The organism is Bradyrhizobium sp. 186 (assembly GCF_023101685.1).
Lineage (GTDB): Bacteria > Pseudomonadota > Alphaproteobacteria > Rhizobiales > Xanthobacteraceae > Bradyrhizobium.
In genome coordinates, this window is the sequence record NZ_CP082164.1 from 7,439,614 (window position 1) to 7,457,582 (window position 17,969).

The 17,969-nt window shown below is 64.9% G+C and carries 15 protein-coding genes and 2 pseudogenes; 6 read left to right on the forward strand and 11 right to left on the reverse strand.

Features of this window, described 5'->3' with window-relative positions; genetic code table 11:
• Positions 1-106 precede the first annotated feature (106 nt).
• A complete protein-coding gene (locus tag IVB18_RS35880) occupies positions 107-391 on the forward strand; it encodes a hypothetical protein (RefSeq protein WP_247985013.1) in 285 nt (94 codons plus the stop codon).
• 45 nt (positions 392-436) lie between these two features.
• Here the strand turns inward: IVB18_RS35880 and IVB18_RS35885 are convergent, their stop codons facing one another.
• From IVB18_RS35885 to IVB18_RS35895, 3 genes are all read right to left on the reverse strand, one after another.
• Positions 437-1,516, reverse strand: a complete 1,080-nt coding sequence (locus IVB18_RS35885) for an isocitrate/isopropylmalate dehydrogenase family protein (protein ID WP_247985014.1) — start codon at positions 1,514-1,516, stop codon at positions 437-439.
• A gap of 119 nt (positions 1,517-1,635) precedes the next feature.
• Positions 1,636-2,703, reverse strand: a complete 1,068-nt coding sequence (locus tag IVB18_RS35890) for an alcohol dehydrogenase (RefSeq protein ID WP_247985015.1) — start codon at positions 2,701-2,703, stop codon at positions 1,636-1,638.
• Between the two features lie 151 nt (positions 2,704-2,854).
• The gene (locus IVB18_RS35895; protein ID WP_247985016.1) at positions 2,855-4,051 is read right to left on the reverse strand and encodes a CoA transferase; all 1,197 of its coding nucleotides are present in this window, start codon (positions 4,049-4,051) and stop codon (positions 2,855-2,857) included.
• A 185-nt stretch (positions 4,052-4,236) separates the two neighbouring features.
• Between IVB18_RS35895 and glgA the strand changes: the two genes are divergently transcribed.
• Complete coding sequence (gene glgA / locus IVB18_RS35900; protein ID WP_247985017.1) at positions 4,237-5,652, forward strand: glycogen synthase GlgA; 1,416 nt, start codon at positions 4,237-4,239, stop codon at positions 5,650-5,652.
• A gap of 592 nt (positions 5,653-6,244) precedes the next feature.
• On the opposite strand, the gene IVB18_RS35905 is transcribed toward glgA, so the two are convergent.
• The 4 genes and pseudogenes from IVB18_RS35905 to IVB18_RS35920 form a co-directional block, all read right to left on the reverse strand.
• Positions 6,245-7,426, reverse strand: coding sequence for an IS110 family transposase (locus tag IVB18_RS35905; protein WP_247983422.1), 1,182 nt, complete (start codon positions 7,424-7,426; stop codon positions 6,245-6,247).
• A gap of 129 nt (positions 7,427-7,555) precedes the next feature.
• Entirely contained in the window at positions 7,556-8,506 is a 951-nt protein-coding gene (locus IVB18_RS35910) for an oxygenase MpaB family protein (protein ID WP_247985018.1), read from the reverse strand.
• Positions 8,507-8,596: 90 nt separating this feature from the next.
• Positions 8,597-9,745, reverse strand: coding sequence for a patatin-like phospholipase family protein (locus IVB18_RS35915; protein WP_247985019.1), 1,149 nt, complete (start codon positions 9,743-9,745; stop codon positions 8,597-8,599).
• Between the two features lie 69 nt (positions 9,746-9,814).
• Positions 9,815-10,024: pseudogene (locus IVB18_RS35920) on the reverse strand (SDR family oxidoreductase); the annotation flags it as partial.
• Between the two features lie 62 nt (positions 10,025-10,086).
• Here IVB18_RS35920 and IVB18_RS35925 point away from each other — a divergent pair.
• Complete coding sequence (locus tag IVB18_RS35925) at positions 10,087-11,430, forward strand: IS1182 family transposase (protein ID WP_247985020.1); 1,344 nt, start codon at positions 10,087-10,089, stop codon at positions 11,428-11,430.
• A gap of 74 nt (positions 11,431-11,504) precedes the next feature.
• Here the strand turns inward: IVB18_RS35925 and IVB18_RS35930 are convergent.
• A pseudogene (locus tag IVB18_RS35930) lies at positions 11,505-12,122 on the reverse strand (3-hydroxybutyrate dehydrogenase); the annotation flags it as partial.
• A 173-nt stretch (positions 12,123-12,295) separates the two neighbouring features.
• On the opposite strand from IVB18_RS35930, the gene IVB18_RS35935 reads away from it, so the two are divergent.
• Positions 12,296-13,183, forward strand: coding sequence for a LysR family transcriptional regulator (locus tag IVB18_RS35935; protein ID WP_247985021.1), 888 nt, complete (start codon positions 12,296-12,298; stop codon positions 13,181-13,183).
• A 62-nt stretch (positions 13,184-13,245) separates the two neighbouring features.
• Here IVB18_RS35935 and IVB18_RS35940 read toward each other — a convergent pair whose 3' ends face one another.
• On the reverse strand, positions 13,246-13,962 hold the full coding sequence (locus IVB18_RS35940) for a peroxiredoxin-like family protein (RefSeq protein WP_247985022.1): 717 nt from the start codon (positions 13,960-13,962) through the stop codon (positions 13,246-13,248).
• Between the two features lie 93 nt (positions 13,963-14,055).
• On the reverse strand, positions 14,056-14,286 hold the full coding sequence (locus IVB18_RS35945) for a hypothetical protein (protein WP_247985023.1): 231 nt from the start codon (positions 14,284-14,286) through the stop codon (positions 14,056-14,058).
• A 16-nt stretch (positions 14,287-14,302) separates the two neighbouring features.
• Between IVB18_RS35945 and IVB18_RS35950 the strand changes: the two genes are divergently transcribed.
• Complete coding sequence (locus IVB18_RS35950; RefSeq protein WP_247985024.1) at positions 14,303-14,785, forward strand: cupin; 483 nt, start codon at positions 14,303-14,305, stop codon at positions 14,783-14,785.
• A 126-nt stretch (positions 14,786-14,911) separates the two neighbouring features.
• Positions 14,912-16,120 carry an MFS transporter gene (locus tag IVB18_RS35955; protein ID WP_247985025.1) on the forward strand — a complete coding sequence of 403 codons (1,209 nt, stop codon included), beginning with the start codon at positions 14,912-14,914 and terminating at the stop codon, positions 16,118-16,120.
• 81 nt (positions 16,121-16,201) lie between these two features.
• Here IVB18_RS35955 and IVB18_RS35960 read toward each other — a convergent pair whose 3' ends face one another.
• Complete coding sequence (locus IVB18_RS35960; RefSeq protein ID WP_247983724.1) at positions 16,202-17,926, reverse strand: IS1634 family transposase; 1,725 nt, start codon at positions 17,924-17,926, stop codon at positions 16,202-16,204.
• Between the last annotated feature and the right edge of the window lie 43 nt (positions 17,927-17,969).

The following is a 17,969-nucleotide window of genomic DNA, read 5'->3' on the forward strand; positions in this document are numbered from 1 at the left end:
GTCTGAACCGGTATTCAGGAAGATTAAATTCCAGGCGCGCCCTGCGCTGCGGGAGCAACCAATTGATCTTCCGGAGGTTCTTCCGCCATCAATGAGGGAGATGGCGATGAAATCAAAGTTTGCTGTTGTTGGTTTGGCTGCCATGGGCGGTGTGGCGCTCGCCTCGGGGCCGGCGCTCGCAGCGATGCCGAACGGCATTCCGCAGGCCGATCGAATTGCGAGCGGACCGGCCGCGAATGTCGATCAGGTCCGCTGGGTCTGTAACCCCTGGGGCCGCTGCTTCTGGCGTCCGAACTATTATGGCGCCTATGGCTATTATGGCGGCCCTCGACGGTTCTACGGTCCGCGTCCGTGGGGCTGGGGTGGCCACCGCCACTGGCACCGCTGGTAAATTGCGAAGGGGGCCGCGAGGCCCCCCTTTTGCTGTGCCTGACCGCTACAGCGCGGCGAGCACCGCTCTCGTAATATCCGCGGTGCCGTTGCTGCCGCCGAACTCCATCGGCTTGATGCCGCCGGCATAGATCTGGTCCACCGCACGCTCGATCTTCTCGCCGGCCTCGGCCGCGCTCTCGACGCCGTGCTTGTCGGCGAGCCAGTCCAGCATCATCGCCGCCGACAGGATCATGCCGGTGGGATTGGCCTTGCCCTGCCCCATGATGTCGGGCGCGGTGCCGTGGCAGGGCTGGAATACGGCGTAGCGATCGCCGATATCCGCCGACGGCGCCATGCCGAGGCCGCCGATCAGGCTCGCGGTGATGTCGGAGACGATGTCGCCGAACATGTTCTCCATCACCATCACGTCGAAATCCCAGGGCCGCTTGACCAGCATCGCCGAGCAGGCATCGACGTAGAGGCGATCGGTCTTCACCTCGGGATGACGCTTCTCGATCTCGTCGAAGATGCCGCGGAAGAAGGCAAAGGCCTTGAACACATTCGCCTTGTCGACGCAGGTCAGCGCGCCCGGCTGGCCGCGCGCCTTGCGCCGCTCGGCCAGCCGGAACGAGAACTCGAACAGGCGCTCGGAAGTCCTGCGCGTGATCACCATCGTCTCGCGCGCCTCCTCGTGCGTCACGACACCCTTGCCCATCGAGGCGAACAGGCCTTCGGTCGATTCCCGGATCACGACCAGATCGATGCCGCGCTGATCCGCGCCGACGATCGGGCTCGGCACGCCCGGAATCAGCCGCGCTGGCCGCACGCCGGCATAGAGATCGAAGATGACGCGCAGCTCGATCTGCGGCGCGATCTCGGTGTTGTCGGGGTAGCGCACCGCCGGCAGCCCGCAGGCGCCGAGCAGGATGGCGTCCGCCTCTTCGCACAGCTTGATGGTGGTATCCGGCATCGACTTGCCGGTCGCGAGATAATTGTTGGCGCCGGCCGGAGCCTCGGTGAAGCGGAAGCTCAGGCCCGACTTCGCCTCGATCTTGCGCAGCACCTCGATCGCCGGCGCCATGACTTCGGGACCGATGCCGTCACCGGCGAGCACGGCAATGTGGAAGGCGTTGTTTGCGGACATTGGGGTTCCCTGGAAGAGGTGTCATTCCGGGGCGGTCCGAAAGGACCGAACCCGGAATCTCGAGATTCCGGGTCTGGTCCTTTCGGACCATCCCGGAACGACGGCGGAGAGACCGAGGCTTACGGCGTCAGCACCGTGCGCCCGACCACCGCGCCCTGCTGCAATTGCACCAGCGCGTCGTTGGCCTTGCTGAGCGGCTGCCGCGTCACCGGGATCGGCGGCACCTTCTTGATGCGGACGAGATCGAGCAGCTCCTGCGTCTCGCGCAGGTTTCCGACGTAGCTGCCCTGGATCGTCACCGCCTTGATCGGAATCAGCGGCAGCGCCCAGGTCGCACCGCCGCCGAACAGGCCGACGAGGACGAGCTTGCCGCCCTTGGCGAGGCAGTCGAAGCCGAGCTGTGTGGTGGCGGCATTGCCGACGAGGTCGATCACGGCGCGGATCGGCCCGCCCGCTTTCTTGGCGAGTTGCTCGAGCGCATCCGGCGCCTTGGGATCGACGGTGGCGAGCGCGCCGGCCTTCTCCGCCGCCTCGCGCTTTTTCGCGTCGATATCCAGCATGATCGCGCCCTTGCCGCCCATCGCTTTCAGCAGTGACAGCGCCATCAGGCCGAGGCCGCCGGCGCCGAACATCACGATCGGGGTATCGAAATGCTGCTCGACCTTCTTCAGCGCGCTGTAGGTGGTGACACCCGAGCAGGCATAGGGCGCGGTCGTGGCGGGATCGAGCCCTTTGAGGTTGAGCAGATAGCGCGGATGCGGCACCAGCATGTGATCGGCATAGCCGCCGTCGCAATAGACGCCGAGCGAGCGCGGCGTCGCACACATATTCTCGTCGCCGGCAAGACAGACAGCGCATTTGCCGCAGCCGATCCAGGGATAGACCAGGCCGACATCGCCGAGCTTGAGATCGCCCTGGTCGGTCGGCTTCACGTCCGGGCCGAAGGCGGCGATCTCGCCGACCGTCTCGTGGCCCATGGTCAGCGGCAGGTTGATGCCGCGGTCCTTCAGCGACAGCGGCTTGCGGCCGTGACCGAGATCGTAGCCACCTTCCCAGATGTGGAGATCGCTATGGCAGACGCCGGCCGCCTTCACCTTGATCAGCACCTGCGTGCCGGACGGCTGCGGCGTTGCCTCGTCGAACTCCTTCAGCGGCGCCTTGAAATCGGCGACCTTGAAACTCTTCATCGGCGTCCTCCCGCATGCTTCTTGTTTGTCGCCGCCACCATGCCATGGGCGGCAGGATGGGACAAACTCGGACCTGTCTTAGTTGAGGCCAGCGGAAGGTGGCAAGCCGGCCGCGCGCAGAGCCGCATTGCTTGCCGCACGAAGCCTTCCTTCAAGCTTGCACGACAGTTTTGCCTGACGGAATTGACGTGTCACTGGTGAGGCGGATCTCCTCGCACAATTCGCGCGTGTGCTCGCCCAGCACGGCCATGGTCTTGCCGGGCGTCGTGTCGGCACCGGTCATCCGGAACGGCAGGTTGAGCACCTGGAAAGAGCCGCCCTCGTCCTTCACCTCGGAGAGCGCCTGCCGGTGCGCGAGCTGCGGATCGGCCAGCGCTTCCGCCACTGTGCGGTAGGCCGACGCCGGCACGCCGGCCGCGCTCAAGCCGACAAGACATTCATCGGTCGAAAGCCGCCGCGACCATGCTTCGACGCCGTCCATCAAGTCGGCCCAGCTCTCGCGGCGCGCGGCATAGGTGGAGAAGCGCGGGTCGGAAATCCATTCGGGCCGACCGATCACGCCCATCAACCCCTGAAACGTCTTCTCGCTCGCAACCGTGATCATGACGTAGCCATTCGCCGTCTCGGTCGGACCGAACATCGGGCGCGGCGGCGGCTTCACCGCGAATTGCGAGCTCTGCAACTCGATCACCGTCAGCGTCAGCATCGACTCCAGCATGGAGACGTCGACATGCTGGCCGCGCCCGGTCACGGTGCGCTGATAGAGCGCCGCGGCGATCGCACCGAAACCGTAAGTGCCGGTGACGACGTCGGCATGGTAGATGCCGCAATAGTCGGGACGGTTGCGCCCGGGCTGGTAGGCGAGATGCGCCATGTCGTAGCCGGAGGCGGCATGGATCACCGGCGCATAGGCCGGCAGCTCCGCTGACGGGCCGCTCTGGCCGTAGCCCGAGATCGAGCAGTAGATCAGCTTGGGATTGACCGGGCGCAGGCTGTCGTAGTCGAGCCGCAGGCGGCGCATCACGCCTGGGCGAAAATTCTCGACCAGGATATCGGCGGTCGCGACCAGCCGGCGGACCGCCTCCTTGCCGTCCTCGGATTTGAGGTCGAGCACGACGCTCTTCTTGCCGACATTGAGCTGGCCGAACACGGTGCTGCACCCCTTGCGCAGCGGCGGCCGGGTCCGCATTGTCTCGCCGCCGTCGGTCTCGATCTTGATGACCTCGGCGCCCATGTCGGCGAGCATCCGCGCGCAGTGGGGACCGGCGATGGTGGTCGAAAAATCCAGCACCCGCAGGCCGGCGAAGGCCTTGGTCGTCGTCTCCTCATGCTTATCTGCTAGCTGCATGCCTGCTTACGTCCTCGGGTCCCTTGGGAACAATCGATGTTCTCTATTGTTGATGCGCCGACCCTAGAGGGCGGCGGCTGAGTAGGAAAGTCTTTACCGAACGGACGCGTCTCGCAGGCGGGCCTTGGAATTTGGACCCGTTCTTGCATAGCAGCAAATGGGCTCGGGCAGAGGGGCAACTGTTCTTGAGGGTCTTGTTTGTTACGACAGAGATGGACGACTTCGTCCGCGTCGGCGGACTTGGTGCCGTTTCTGCTGCCCTCCCGAGAGCCCTTCGCCCCTTCGCCGATATCCGGATCATGCTGCCCGGCTATCGCGACATCATCGAGCAACTCACGCATATTCAGGTCGTTGGCCGCTGCCCGGCATTCGCGGAGATGCCGGCCTGCTCGCTCGGCCGGGCCGCAACCAAGGACGGCCTGCCGGTCTATGTGCTGTTATGCTCCCAACTCTACGACCGTCCCGGCAATCCCTATGGCGATGAGTCCGGGCGCGACTGGCCGGACAACGACATCCGCTTCGCGCGCTTCGCCTCGGCAGCCGCTGAGCTGGCCGCGGGCAACCTGGACAAGAATTGGGCAGCAGACCTGATCCATGCCAACGACTGGCAGGCCTCGCTCGTGCCGGCTTACCTCGCCTGGCGCGGCAGCAAGCTGCCGTCGATCCTGACCATCCACAACCTCGCCTATCAGGGACTTTTTCCAAGGGATTCGTTGCGACGGATCGGCGCACCGGAGAGCTCCTTCCACATCGACGGCGTCGAGTTCTACGATCAGGTCTCCTTCCTCAAGGCGGGGCTGGTCTATGCCTCGCACCTCACGACAGTCAGCGGCACCTATGCGCGGGAGATCACCACCTCCGAATGCGGCTGCGGCCTGGAAGGCCTGTTGCGGCTGCGCTCCGACGCGGCCGAGCTTACAGGCATCCTCAACGGCATCGACGAGAGCTGGGACCCGCGCTCCTGCGCCCAGCTCGCCCAGCAATTCGGCGCCGGCGACTGGGTCGGCAAGAAAGCCAATGCGGACTATGTGCGCAAGCAGTTCGGGCTTGCGGTGTCGCGCGGCCCGATGTTCGGCATCGTCGCGCGCCTCGTGCACCAGAAGGGCATCGACCTCGTGCTGTCGGCGGCCGACGAGATCGTCGATGCCGGCGGGCAGATCGTGGTCACCGGCTCCGGCGAGCCGGCGCTTGAGCAGGCCCTGATCGACGCGCACCGCCGCCGCCCCGATGCCATCGGGGTCGTGATCGGCTTCAACGACGCCCAGGCCCGCCGCATCTTTGCCGGCAGCGATTTCACCTTGATGCCGTCGCGCTTCGAGCCGTGCGGGCTCAGCCAGATGTACGCCCAGCGCTTCGGCTCGCTGCCGATCGGGCACCAGACCGGCGGGCTGGCCGAGACCATCACCGACGGTGAGACCGGCTTCCTGTTCTCAAAACCCTCGCACGAGTCCTTTCTCGGCGGGGTCCGCCGGGCGTTCTCGACCTTCATGGCGCAGGACCAACTCGACTCCATGCGCCGCAGCGCCATGGGGCGGTCGTTCTCCTGGAACATCGCGGCCGGCACCTACAGCGCGCTGTACCGGAAGCTGGCGCCGGTGTAGGACGCGACGGCGCTTCTCCGTCATTGCGAGCGCAGCGAAGCAATCCAGAATCCCTCCGCAGTGACAGTCTGGATTGCTCACATGGGGAATGTGTGTGTCAAGGATGAGCAGTCACCTTTTTGTTCGACTGCAGCCACCTCTTCGTCCCGACCGCGGGTTCTGCAGGATGGCGCGCGCAGATCAAGTCAAGGCCGGCCTGTTAGGGCCGCCGCGAAGCGGCTTGGCCTTGAGTTGAGCGAGCACGCCATCATGCTTGGTGCGTTGGGCCGATAGGAGCTCCTCGCGTTGGCGGTTCTGTCAGGGCATCTGCCATCCTCGCATTTGCGATCCAAGGGTCGAGCCGGTTCGACGATCTGGGTTGCTTGCCAGATCAAACTCACATTCGGTCGTCGCACAAGGCGACTGCACCACGATTCCGCTTGCGGCGGGCAGGCTCGAGAGGACGAGGCCATTCTTCGTTGCGGCGTTTGAAGCCATGCAATCCATCGGTTCGTCCACCCGGATCTTCCGAGACTGATCGGGCCTCGGCAGATGGGTTATGGTTCTTTCGTTGCGCGCGGGCGGCGAAGCACGCCGCTTGGTGCGGTCCGGATCAGGCGGCGGGCTTCATCACGGCCCCCTCGATGGTCTCGCCCGCGGTGACATACTTCCACAAGGTCACGAGAAGCTTGCGCGCCAGCGCCACGATCGCGCGCTTGCGGCCTTGCGGGCTTCGCTCCTTGAACCAGCGCGTCAGGGCCGACTGCGGCTGGTGACGTATCCACAGCCAGGCGAGCTGGATCATTGTGGTCCGCAGCCTGGGATTGCCGGCCTTCGACACGCCCTGCTCGTGCCGGATGCCTCCGCTTTGCCACGGCGTCGCCGCAAGCCCCGCATAGGCGGCGACCTGGCGGCGGTTGGAGAACTGCCGGTAGAACGCCTCCGACCAGAGCACGGCCGCAAAGTTGGCGCCGAGCCCTTTCAAGGCCAGCAGCATCGCCACCGGATCCGGCGCGACCTTGTCTGCAGCGTTCTTGTCTGCAGGCTTCCGGGCTGCGGCCAGCAGAGCATCTCGCGCGGCCTCGACCGCCTTGATCTGTTCCAGAAGCAGTTCGACCCGATCGAGCTCGCGGCCGATCTGCGCCTTCAAATGCGAAGGCAGCTCCCGCCCGTCGCCCGTGCGCAAGGCCTCAAGCCGCGCCCGCCGATTGCGCCGCAGCGGCACGTAGTCGGATATCCCCTGCGCGAACAGAAGACCCTTGATCCGGTTCACATGCGTGATGCGCTCGGCGATCAGCGTCGCTCGTTCGCGACACAGCCTGCGCCGGTCCTCCTCTTCAGGCGAGGGCGCAACCACCATCGCACAGACCCGCGGCTCGCCGCGCTTGTAGGCCAGAAGCGCCCGCAACAGCGCCTCGCCATCGAGCCTGTCAGTCTTGGCCCGCCGCCGCCGTCGCGACGTCGCAATCGAGGCGGGATCGACCACGTGGCTCTCAATGCCGTTCTGTTGCAGAACACGGTGCAGCCAGAACCCGTCCAGCCCAGCTTCCTGGATCGTGATGATCGGATAGCTCTCGCGGGTCCTGGCCTCCGCCTTGCGCCTGAGTTCCGCAAACAGCTTCATCAGCTCAGCCGTATCGCCGGCCGTGACGCTGTGCCTGGACATCTTCTCGCCCGTACCAGGCGAAAGTGACGTAATCACCCACGTCGAACGGCTCAGTTCCAAAGACACAAAAATTGCGCCAAACTGCGTCCGGATAGCGGTCGGTCCGTCGGAAGGATGATCGAGCAACATCGTCGTCTCCAGGTTGAGGGGGTCAGCAACCTCAGTCTGGCCTCAGACCTGGTCGCTATCCACTCCCCATGGAATCTTCGTCGCAAGGGCTCCTCGCAATGACGGTGTTTGTAGTGCCGGCGGAGAACTTCAACCCCTGCCGCGCTGGTCCATCTGTGGCCGCCCAATCCACGCCCTGTTGAGGCACCGGATCATCCAGTCGGGCTGCGGCTCGCCTCGCAGCCGCGCTTGCGCTTCCTGGTAGGGACCGACATAGCGCAGCCGGTCGGGCAGTTTCGGATAGACGCGTCGTATCCATCTCAGCGCATTGTCGGCGGCCCTGGTATCGCGCTCATCGAGTTCAAGTCCGAAGCCCGCGCGCAATCGCTCCGGCAGCAGGCTTGCCGTGAGCGCGCGGTACCATCGCGGTGGCCGCAACCACGGACGTGCGCCGGTGAAGATTTGCGTGGCGACCTCGCGCGCGGCCGCGCTGACGGTCAATGTCTCCGACTGCGCCATCGCTGCGGTGTAGGCTGCGAAGCCGGACCAGTCCGCCGGCAGATCATCGGCCGTCAGTCCGAACAAGGCGCCGAACAGCCGGCTCTCGGTCCAGTAGCGTTCGCGCTCCTCGGCCGAGAGCGGCGGCAGGACCAGGTCATGGGCCATCAACGCGGTCTCGACCAGCGTCGCGTGAACCCAGCGCAGCGACGGTATGTCGTTGGCACGGTAGCGTGAGCCCGATGCGAACGGACCGACCGCCTCGGGCATGTGTCCGACGATCATGCTATGGCGCCGATGCAATTGCTGGGACGACAGAAGCGCCCGGTCGAGCGAGCCGTACACCATGGCAAAGACGATGCCGAAGGTGCGATGGAAGCGGCCGATCGGATCGGCGAACGTTTGCGAGTGCTCGGCGATGGCGGCAGCGACCCAGGGATGCGCCAGTTGCAGCAACAGCGCGCGGCCGGCGCCGAGAAAGATGACGGCCTCGCGGTCGATCTGCCAGGTGACAGAGGACGGACCGAATACGCCGGCAACGGGTTCCGCCGCGTCAGCGCGGACAAGATCGAGAGCAGATTCCAGATCCTTTTCGGTCACCAATTGCAAGCCCTCGCGACCAAGATGCCGCGACAATAACCCACACCGTTCATTCGTTAAATCGTCTGCGCGCAAAACAATGGCGGACGCGCCCTACTCCGCCGCCATCGGCATCTCCTCCATGTGCTCGTGCAGCACCACGCCGGACAGCGGATCGAACTCGCCAACCCAGGGCGCGCGCGCAAGCACGGATCTGGTGTGGGCATAGCCGGCATCCCAGCGCCTCATGATGCCGGGCGGGCTGAAGTCGATGTCCTTGGTGTGGGTCTCGCGGTCGAGCTGCGGCGCAAGCAGACGGACCACGTGCATGCGCGTCGGGCAACCATAGCTCGTCAGCTCCCTGACGGCGGGCTCGTTGCGCTCGCTCTCGGGCAAACGCGCGGCAAGCTGGTTGATGACGTGGCGCAACCGGTGAGCCTGCTGCTGGCGCGCGATCTGGCTCGCGATCCGGCTGGAATACTGCACATCCTTGTGCCGGTTCAGCACCTCCGCCATCGTGGTCGGCTCGGCGCCCAGGGGATTCCAGAGGTGCACGGCGAAGATCAGCGAGTCCTTGCGCGGATTGTCGTCGAACACGGCTTCGGTCGGCGTATTCGACAGGATGCCGCCGTCCCAATAGAGCTCGCCGTCGATCCGCACCGCAGGAAAGGCCGGCGGCAACGCGCCCGAGGCCATCACGTGCTTCACCGTCAGTTCGCCATCGCGGCTGTCGAAATAGCGCATCTGGCTGGTGCGGACATGGGCGGCGCCGACTGTGAGCCGCGGCGTGCAGCGGTTGACCAGGTTGAAGTCGACCAGTTCGCGCAGCGTCTTTTCCAGCGGTGCGGTGGAATAGAACCCGGCATGATCGGCACCGAGCGGATAGGAATCGCCTGCATGCGCCAACGGGTTGGGCCGGAAGAAGCCGGGAATGCCGTTGGTGACGGTCGACCAATAGGCAAGCTTCTCGTTGAAGTCGGGAAATGCCGTGCGCAGATTCCAGACCGGATTCTGCTCCATCCGCTTCCAGAATTCCCTCAAGCGTGCAAGCCTGTCCGCCGGCGCGTTGCCGGCGATCAGGCTGGCATTGATGGCGCCGATCGAGGTGCCGATGATCCAGTCCGGCTCAATGCCGGCCTCGTGCAGGGCCTGGTAGACGCCGGCCTGGTAGGAGCCGAGCGCACCCCCACCCTGAAGCACCAGCACGACCTGGCCTGGCAAGTTCTTTGACGACACGCCGATATCGCGCTGCATACCGTTCATATCCCGCTCCCTGAGAGCCCGTATCCTTGCCATATTCGTCACTCGCAACCGTTTGTTACCTGTTCACCTTCAATGCGCGGTCCAGCCGCCGTCGACAGGCAACGCAATACCGGTGATCGTGGCCGCCGCGTCGGTGGACAGAAACACGGTGAGCGCACCGAGCTCCTCGACGGTCGAGAAGCGCTTGTTGGGCTGCTGCGCGAGCAGGACGTCGCGGATCACCTGGTCGCGCGAGATTCCGTGCGCCTTGGCCTGCCCGTCGATCTGCGCCTCGACTAGGAGCCTGTCCGAGTAATCGGATTTTTCTCGACGAAGCACAAGCGTCGTGATTCAAACGGCGGATGAGCAAGACATTTCGTCCTTGGGACGTTGATCAGGTTTGGCTGCTGCCGCCGTCGGTCCAGGATTTGGTGCCTCCCGGGCACGTGGCCCACTTTGTTCGCGACACGGTTCGCACGGGTTTGGACCTGTCGGCGATCATGGATGCCTACGACGAGGAGCGCGGCTTTCCGCCCTATCATCCTGGCATGATGGTGGCGCTGCTGCTTTATGCTTACAGCCAGGGGATCTACTCGTCGCGCAGGATCGCTCGGGGCTGCGAGGAGCGGCTGGATTTTGCGGCAGTAACGGGGATGCAGCGTCCGGACTTCCGCACGATCAGCGAGTTCCGCAAGCGCCATCTGGCCGCGCTATCGGGCCTGTTCCGGCAGGTCTTGAAGCTGTGCCGCGAGGCCGGCCTTGTGAAGCTTGGCCATGTGGCGCTCGATGGCACCAAGATCAAGGCCAATGCCGGGATCAACAAGGCGATGAGCTATGGCCGGATGAAAGAGGCCGAACCGAGGCTTGCTGCCGAAGTCCAACGCTGGTTCGCCGAAGCCGCTCAGACCGACAAGGCCGAGGACCGCCAGTTCGGAGCCTTGAAGCGCGGCGACGAGATGCCGGACTGGATGGCCAATAAAGAGAAGCGGCTCGAGAAGATCCGGGCCGCCAAGGCCGCGCTGGAAGCCGAAGCCAAGGCTGCTGCCGAAACCAAAGCCGCCTCGAAGCCGGACGACGACGGCTCCGGCGACGGCGGCAGGGGCCGGCCGGGACGCAAGTCCAAGCCTGTCACGGCAGAGCCGAGCGACAAGGCGCAACGCAACTTCACCGATCCCGACAGCCGCGTGATGCCGACCAAAAACGGCTTCATCCAGGGCTACAACGCACAGGCCGCCGTCGATGGCGCCCATCAGATCATCGTGGCGCACACGCTGACCAACTCGCCGAGCGATCAGGCGCAGCTCGCACCCTTGCTCGATGCCATCAAAGCCAATCTCGGGACGAACCCGGATGAAGCATCGGCCGATGCGGGCTATTGCTCGCAAGCCAATCTTCGCACGCTCGTTCGACGCCGGATCGAGGGCTACGTCGCCACTGGACGGCAAAAGCACGGCACCAAGGCGGCCACGGCAAAAAGGAAGCTCAAATCCGGCACGCTGATCGCCAGAATGAGCACAAAGCTCAAGCGCGCAGGCTATCGAAGCCGGTATCGATTGCGAAAACAGATCGTCGAGCCCGTCTTCGGCCAGATCAAGCAGGCAAGAGGCTTCCGCCAGTTCCTCCTGCGCGGCATCGACAAGGTCAAAGCCGAATGGGCCATGATCTGCACCGCCCACAACCTCACAAAACTCGCAGCAGCACGCTAAGGAGAAACTTGTCTCCAAAAAAACGCTCAGAACTCGATTCGCTTGATCCCAAGTCCATTACCGGGACAGGCTCCTAGCGGCGTATAGACATAGCCGGGGCAGATCGCGTTGCAGGTGATGCCCTCTTCCGCCGTCTCCAGCGCAGTCACCTTGGTGAGCCCGACGATGCCGTGCTTGGCGGCGACGTAGGCCGCCTTGAAGGGCGAGGCGACCAGGCCGTGGGCGGAGGCGATGTTGATGATCCGGCCGAACCCGTTCTGACGCATCGCGGGCAGCGCGAGCCGCGTGGTGTGGAAGGCCGACGACAGATTGATCGCGAGGATCTGGTCCCACTTCTCGACCGGAAACTGGTCGAGCGGCGCGACGTGCTGGATGCCGGCATTGTTGACCAGGATGTCGAGCCGGCCGGCCTGCGCAACCGTCACCGCGATCATCTCGGCGATCGAATTCGGCCTGGTCATGTCGGCCGGCGAAAAGCTTGCCTTGACGCCGAACTCCGTGACGATCTGCTCGCGCGTCCGGCTGATCTCGCTGGCGACGCCGAGGCCGTTCAGCACCACATCGGCGCCGGAGGCCGCGAGCGCCCGCGCAATGCCGAGCCCAATACCGCTGGTCGAGCCCGTGACCAGCGCGACCTTGCCGACGAGCGCCCTTGGGGCGGCGGACGTCTGCGGTTTGACGGGAATATTCACGACCTAAACCCTCCGATCACGATAACTGGTGTTGAGCGGACTCTGAAGCATCACCCGGTTTGACGGAAATGCCCGTTGGCTTCCGAAACCATGCCCGCACGCTATCGCCGTCGAGATGTCATTCGGCGCGCTGATCGGCTACATTCCCGGCCGATCTTGCCGGGAGCCGATCCATGGAGATGCACCAGGTCCGCTATTTCCTCGCGGTGGCGCAGTTGCTCAATTTCACCCGCGCCGCCGAGGAGTGCAACGTGACGCAGCCCTCCTTGACGCGCGCGATCAAGCAGCTCGAAGCCGAGCTCGGCGGCGACCTGTTTCGCCGCGAGCGCCCGGCCGCGCAACTCACCGAGCTCGGCCAGCGCATGCACCCGCTCCTGAAGCAGTGCTACGACGCCGCGACCGGTGCGCGCTCGCTCGCCTCCTCGTTCAAGAGCGGCGAGATCGGCGCGTTACGCGTGGCGCTGACGCATTCGATCGATCTCGCACTGCTGATTCCCCATCTCAACGAGATCAAGCGACAATTCAACCGGCTCGAATTCCGCTTCCTGCGCGGCTCGAGCCGCGAGGTTGGCGAATACCTCAAGAAGGGTGAAGCCGAGCTCGGCATCGCCGCCGAGATCGACGAGGCCTGGGAACGGCTCGATGTCTGGCCGCTCTTCACCGAAGATTTCGAGCTCGTCGTCGGCAAAGGCCACCGGCTGGCCGGGCGCGCCAATATCGAGTTCGACGATCTTCGGTCGGAACAATTGCTGAGCCGGAATTATTGCGAGCATTCCAAACGCATCTCGGCGAGCCTGCGCGAGCACGGCATTGATGTCGACCAGAGCCACGAAATTTCCTCGGAGCGCGATCTGATCGAGCTGGTCGAGGCCGATATCGGCGTCGCCATGGTGCCGCATACCTCGCCCGTACCGGCGAGCCTCGAGCGCGCGACGGTGGCGGGACTGGACGCCCGCCGCACCGTCAATCTCTACGGCGTCGCCGGCCGCCAACGCACGGCGGTCGCTTCGGCCGTGATGCGCATGCTGCGCGGTGCCGACTGGCGGGAGATTTCAGGATGAAACGGGATGCGGCGCGAGATGCCATGGACGGGCAGCGAGCCGCGCGCTGACTTTGCTCGACGTCAGTGCTCCCGGCTCGCGCTGGCCAGCGCATCGAGCAGGTCGTCGATCTCCATGCGCTTGCGGAAATCGGGATCGACGAAGCGTGCCTTCACGATGCCGTCGCGGCCGACGACGAACACCGCCGGGATCGGCAGCATCCAGCCGTCATTGCCGTGAAACTTCGCCATGTCCTGGTAGGACAGCAGGCCCTGGATCTCGGCGCCAAGCCAGATCGCCAGGTTGAGTGAGAGCGCATAGCCGTTATCGAGATCGGTCAGCACCGGGAACGGGGCGCCCGAATCGGCCTTGAATGTTTCGGTGAACTCCTGCGTCTCCGGCATGATCGCGACGACCTGAGCCCCCATCGCTTCGATCCGCGCTTCGGCCTGGATCACCGCGCGCATGTTGAGCCGGCAATAGGGACACCAATGGCCGCGAAAGAACATCACCGCGACGGGGCCCCGTTCAAGCAGCGCTGGCAGTGAAACCAGCCGGCCGTTCTCATCGGGCAGCATGAAGGGCGGCATCGCCGCGCCCGGACGTGGCGCGCTCTCGCCGCCGCCGTTCTCGTTGAGCCTTGCCACCAGCCGGTCGACCGCCTGGCCATAGGCCGGAAAGATCTCGCGTCCGGCCTCGGCATAGGCGCGGAGCTGCTCGTTCAGCGTGCCCTCCATGTCGCGGCAGCGTTGGAAGGCGAACTTGAGCCGTTCGGCATCGGCTGGTGAAAGGGACGTCATCTTCCGCTCCGGCGTTGCAGGTCGAATTCTAGGTTCGTGTTGAGGCCGCGCGCAAGGGGCGGCCGGCGGCGATCAGGGTCTTGGACAGTTTCGTCATGGGATGCTCCTTCTGATTGACGTGAACGCCCGCCAATCGGGCGCCCTGCCATCGAACGCCGGATCCCGCACAGGCGGAAATGCCGATCCCCAATCGGTTCGATAGCTGGCGCCTATCGCGGCGCGATAGCGCCGGGCTATCGCATCGAGAGCGAAAGGGCATTTCAGCCCGAGCGCGGCATCGACGAAGCTGGTGCCATAGCCGGCGGCCAGCGAGGTCGCGGCCAACAGAGGAGACTTCCCCGTGTTCAAACGTCCCATCGTGTCACGCATGGTCTGCCCCGGCCTCGTGCTTGCCGGCGCGCTCGTGTTCTCGGCCCAGTCTGCGCTCGCCGGCGAATGCCCGGCCGACAAGATCAAGCCGAATGCGCATCAGATGGTCGACACCAAGCCGGTCGGCGTCACCGACGTCACGCTCGGCGCGATCGACCTCGGCAAGCAACCGGCCCATATCGAGGGCCGCGAGCTACGCTTCCGCAAGCTGACCATCGAACCCGGCGGCATCGTGCCCTGGCACAGCCACGACGACCGCCCCGCCCTGATCTTCGTGCAGCAAGGCGAGATCGTCGAATACGCCTCCAACTGCATCGATCCGATTCTGCACAAGGCCGGCGACCTGAGGCCGGAGGTTTTCGGCACCTCGCACTGGTGGAAAAACCTCGGCAAGGAGACGGTCATTCTCTATGTCGGCGACGTCCGCAAGGATCCGCACGACCACAACATGTAACGGGCGCAATCGCGATCATCGCTCCGTCATTCCGGGGCGCGAAGCGAACCCGGAATCTCGAGATTCCGGGTCTGGTCCTTGGGACCATCCCGGAATGACACCGTCCTGCACTGGAGACATCGTGCCATGACTGATCTGTCCGCCCGCGTGGAGCCGGCCGCAATGGAAATGCCCGCGCATTCGCCGAGCGTCGTGCTCCGCTCATTCGTGATCGGGCTGACCGCATTCCTGACCGTGGTCGATCTGTTCGCCACGCAGGCGATCCTGCCCTCGCTGACACGGCACTACGGCGTGACGCCGGCGGCGATGGGTTTCGCAGTCAATGCCTCCACATTCGGGATGGCGGTCGCCGGTCTCGTCGTCGGCTTCTTCAGTCCGCGCATTGATCGACGGCTGGGCATCCTTTTGAGCCTGACGCTGCTCGCGATCCCGACCAGCCTGCTGGCCGCTGCGCCCAATCTCGCGGTGTTCGCGATCCTGCGCGTCGGCCAGGGCCTCTTCATGGCGTCCGCCTTCGCGCTGACGCTCGCCTATCTCGGCGAGCAGTGCAGCGCGATGGACGCCGGCGGCGCGTTCGCCGCCTACATCACCGGCAATGTCGCGAGCAATCTGATCGGCCGGATGATCTCGGCGGCGGTCGCCGACACTTTTGGATTATCCTGGAACTTCTACCTGTTCGCCGCGCTCAATCTTGCCGGCGCTCTCCTGGTCTATGTCACCATTCAGCGCGTCCGGCCGATGCATGTCGTGACGCTGACCGAATCTCCACTCGCCGCCATCATCGCCCATTGGCGCAATCCGCGGCTGCGCTCGGCCTTCGGCATCGGCTTTTGCATTCTGTTCGCCTTCATCGGCACGTTCACATTCGTCAATTTCGTGCTGGTACGGCCGCCGCTGTCGCTCGGTATGATGGACCTGGGCCTCGTCTATTTCGTCTTCCTGCCATCGGTCGTCACGACGCTGTTTGCCGGCAAGATGGCGACGCGCATCGGAACACGGCCGACGATCTGGGCGGCGCTCGGCGTTGCCGCGATCGGCCTACCCTTGATGCTGAGCAGGCATCTTGCGGAGGTTCTGATCGGAATGGTGCTGGTCGGCGTCGGCACTTTCTTCGCTCAGGCTGCGGTGACCGGCTTTGTCGGTCAGGCGGCGGGAGAGAACAGGGGCGTCGCCAGCGGTAGCTATCTCGCCTGTTACTTTTGCGGAGGACTCGTCGGCACGGCCGTGCTCGGCCGGCTCTTCGATTCGCTCGGATGGACCGCCTGCGTGACTGGCGTCGGCGCGGCGCTCGCGGTCGCGGCGCTGCTCACGATCGGCCTCAGGCGCCTGCCTTAGCCCGAACTTCCCCTTGAGTAGCGACGTAAGCATTTGAGCTGGCGTGTAATTCCAGCGGGCGTGACGGCGCGTCTGCCTACATTATGGGGCGATAGGAATGCCGAGCCGATTGAAGACGTCTTGTTGTAGTGGGGTTGGACTTGTGAGCATAGCGGCCGGGGCGTCCTGACCGATGCGAACGATGTTGCGTGTGAGCGTGGCGAGATCCTGCAACAGCGTTCGAAAGCTGTGCACGGGCCGGCCATCGTGGGTGTGCTTGCGATTAGCCTTGGTTCTGGCCGCGGCCGAGACTCTGGCCTTGGCGACGGGCGAGACGCGCGCGGCGTCGGCGGCCTCGCGGTCGTGATCGTCGAACAGGATCGGGGCCAGCGCGCGGCGCATGTGCCAGACGATGTAATAAGCGAGCATGCAGAGGAAGACGTGGGCGCGCACGCGGCCAGCGAGGCGATGGTGGATCGGGCGCACCTCCAGTTCGACGGTCTTGATGGTGCGGAAGGCGCGTTCGACCTGGGCCAGGCTCTTGTAGGCACGCACCGTGGCGGCGGTGTCGAGGTTCTCGGCCGGCACGTTGGTCCGTAGCACATAGAAGCCGTCGAGCGACGCTTCGTTGGCGATGGCATCCTCGATCCGACTGAAGTCGAACGAAGTGTCGGTGATGGCGAGGTGGAAGTGCTTGGCCATCTTACGCTTGCCCAGCACGGCGCCGACCTTCAGACCGATCTCATCCTCGCCGCGCAAGGGGTTGCGCTGACGCTGCACGGCGGCCTTGACGCGGGCGAGATCCTTCTCGGTCGCCGCCAGCAACTCGCCGCGCTTGCGCCGACGCTCGTCGGCCAGATCCGGGTTGCGGCACACGATCAGGCGCTCGCCGGGGAAGTCGGGGGACGTGATCTCGGCCATATCGCGATCGTCGAACAGCGACAATTGCAGCGGGCCGCCGTCCTCGGCGAGCTTGCGGATCGCCGGCGCCCGCAGAGCGGTGATCCAATCGAGCCCGGCCGGCATCAGATCGGCTTCGATACGGGCGCTGGTGATCATGCCGCGATCGCCGACCAGTACCACACGCGACAGCTTGAAGCGGGCCTTCAGTTTGTCGACTTGCGCGGCCAGCGTGCTCGGGTCGGCGGTGTTACCTTCGAACACCTCCACCGCCACCGGGCAGCCGTCGGCGGCGCACAGCAAGCCGAACACGATCTGCAGCTTGTCGGAACGACCGTCGCGGCTGTAACCATGCCGCGCCAATTCGCAATGTCGCCCCTCCAGATAGCTGGAGGTGAGATCGTAGAGCACCAGCGAGCCGTCATGCAGATGGCGCTTGGCGAGCGTCGCCTCGATCCCCGGTTGGGCCGTGCCGAGCAGGTCGAGCGCTTCGTAAAGCTCGTCCTCGTCGACGGCGCTGAGATCGAGCAGTTCGCCCAGCGAATGCGCCGCCGTCGCCTCGCTGAGCTGGCGCGCCGTGGCCAGCTTGGCGGCCGGTTCGATCACCCGTGCCACGATCAAGGCCAAAGCCAGCCTGGCCAACCGTCTGGGCTTGTCCGGGACAAGGCGATGCAGTCCGAGCTGGCGCGCCATGCCGAGCACCGCGGCCACGTGGCCGTGCGGCAGCGAGCGCTCGATCCGCAGTTGCTCGGCCGGCGAGACCAGCTCCTCGCCTTTCAGGACGCGGCGCAGCGCATCGATCTTCTCATCCGGCCAATGCGACAGGTTGGCCAGCGTGCGCGACTTGATCTTGTCGCCCTCGCGATAGCTCTCGCGCAACAGGATCGCGGGCGGTGAGTTGCGGTTGGGAATGCGGGCGACGAACATGCCGGAATCGAATCACGGAAACCTGCCATTCGCAAGCCAAAAA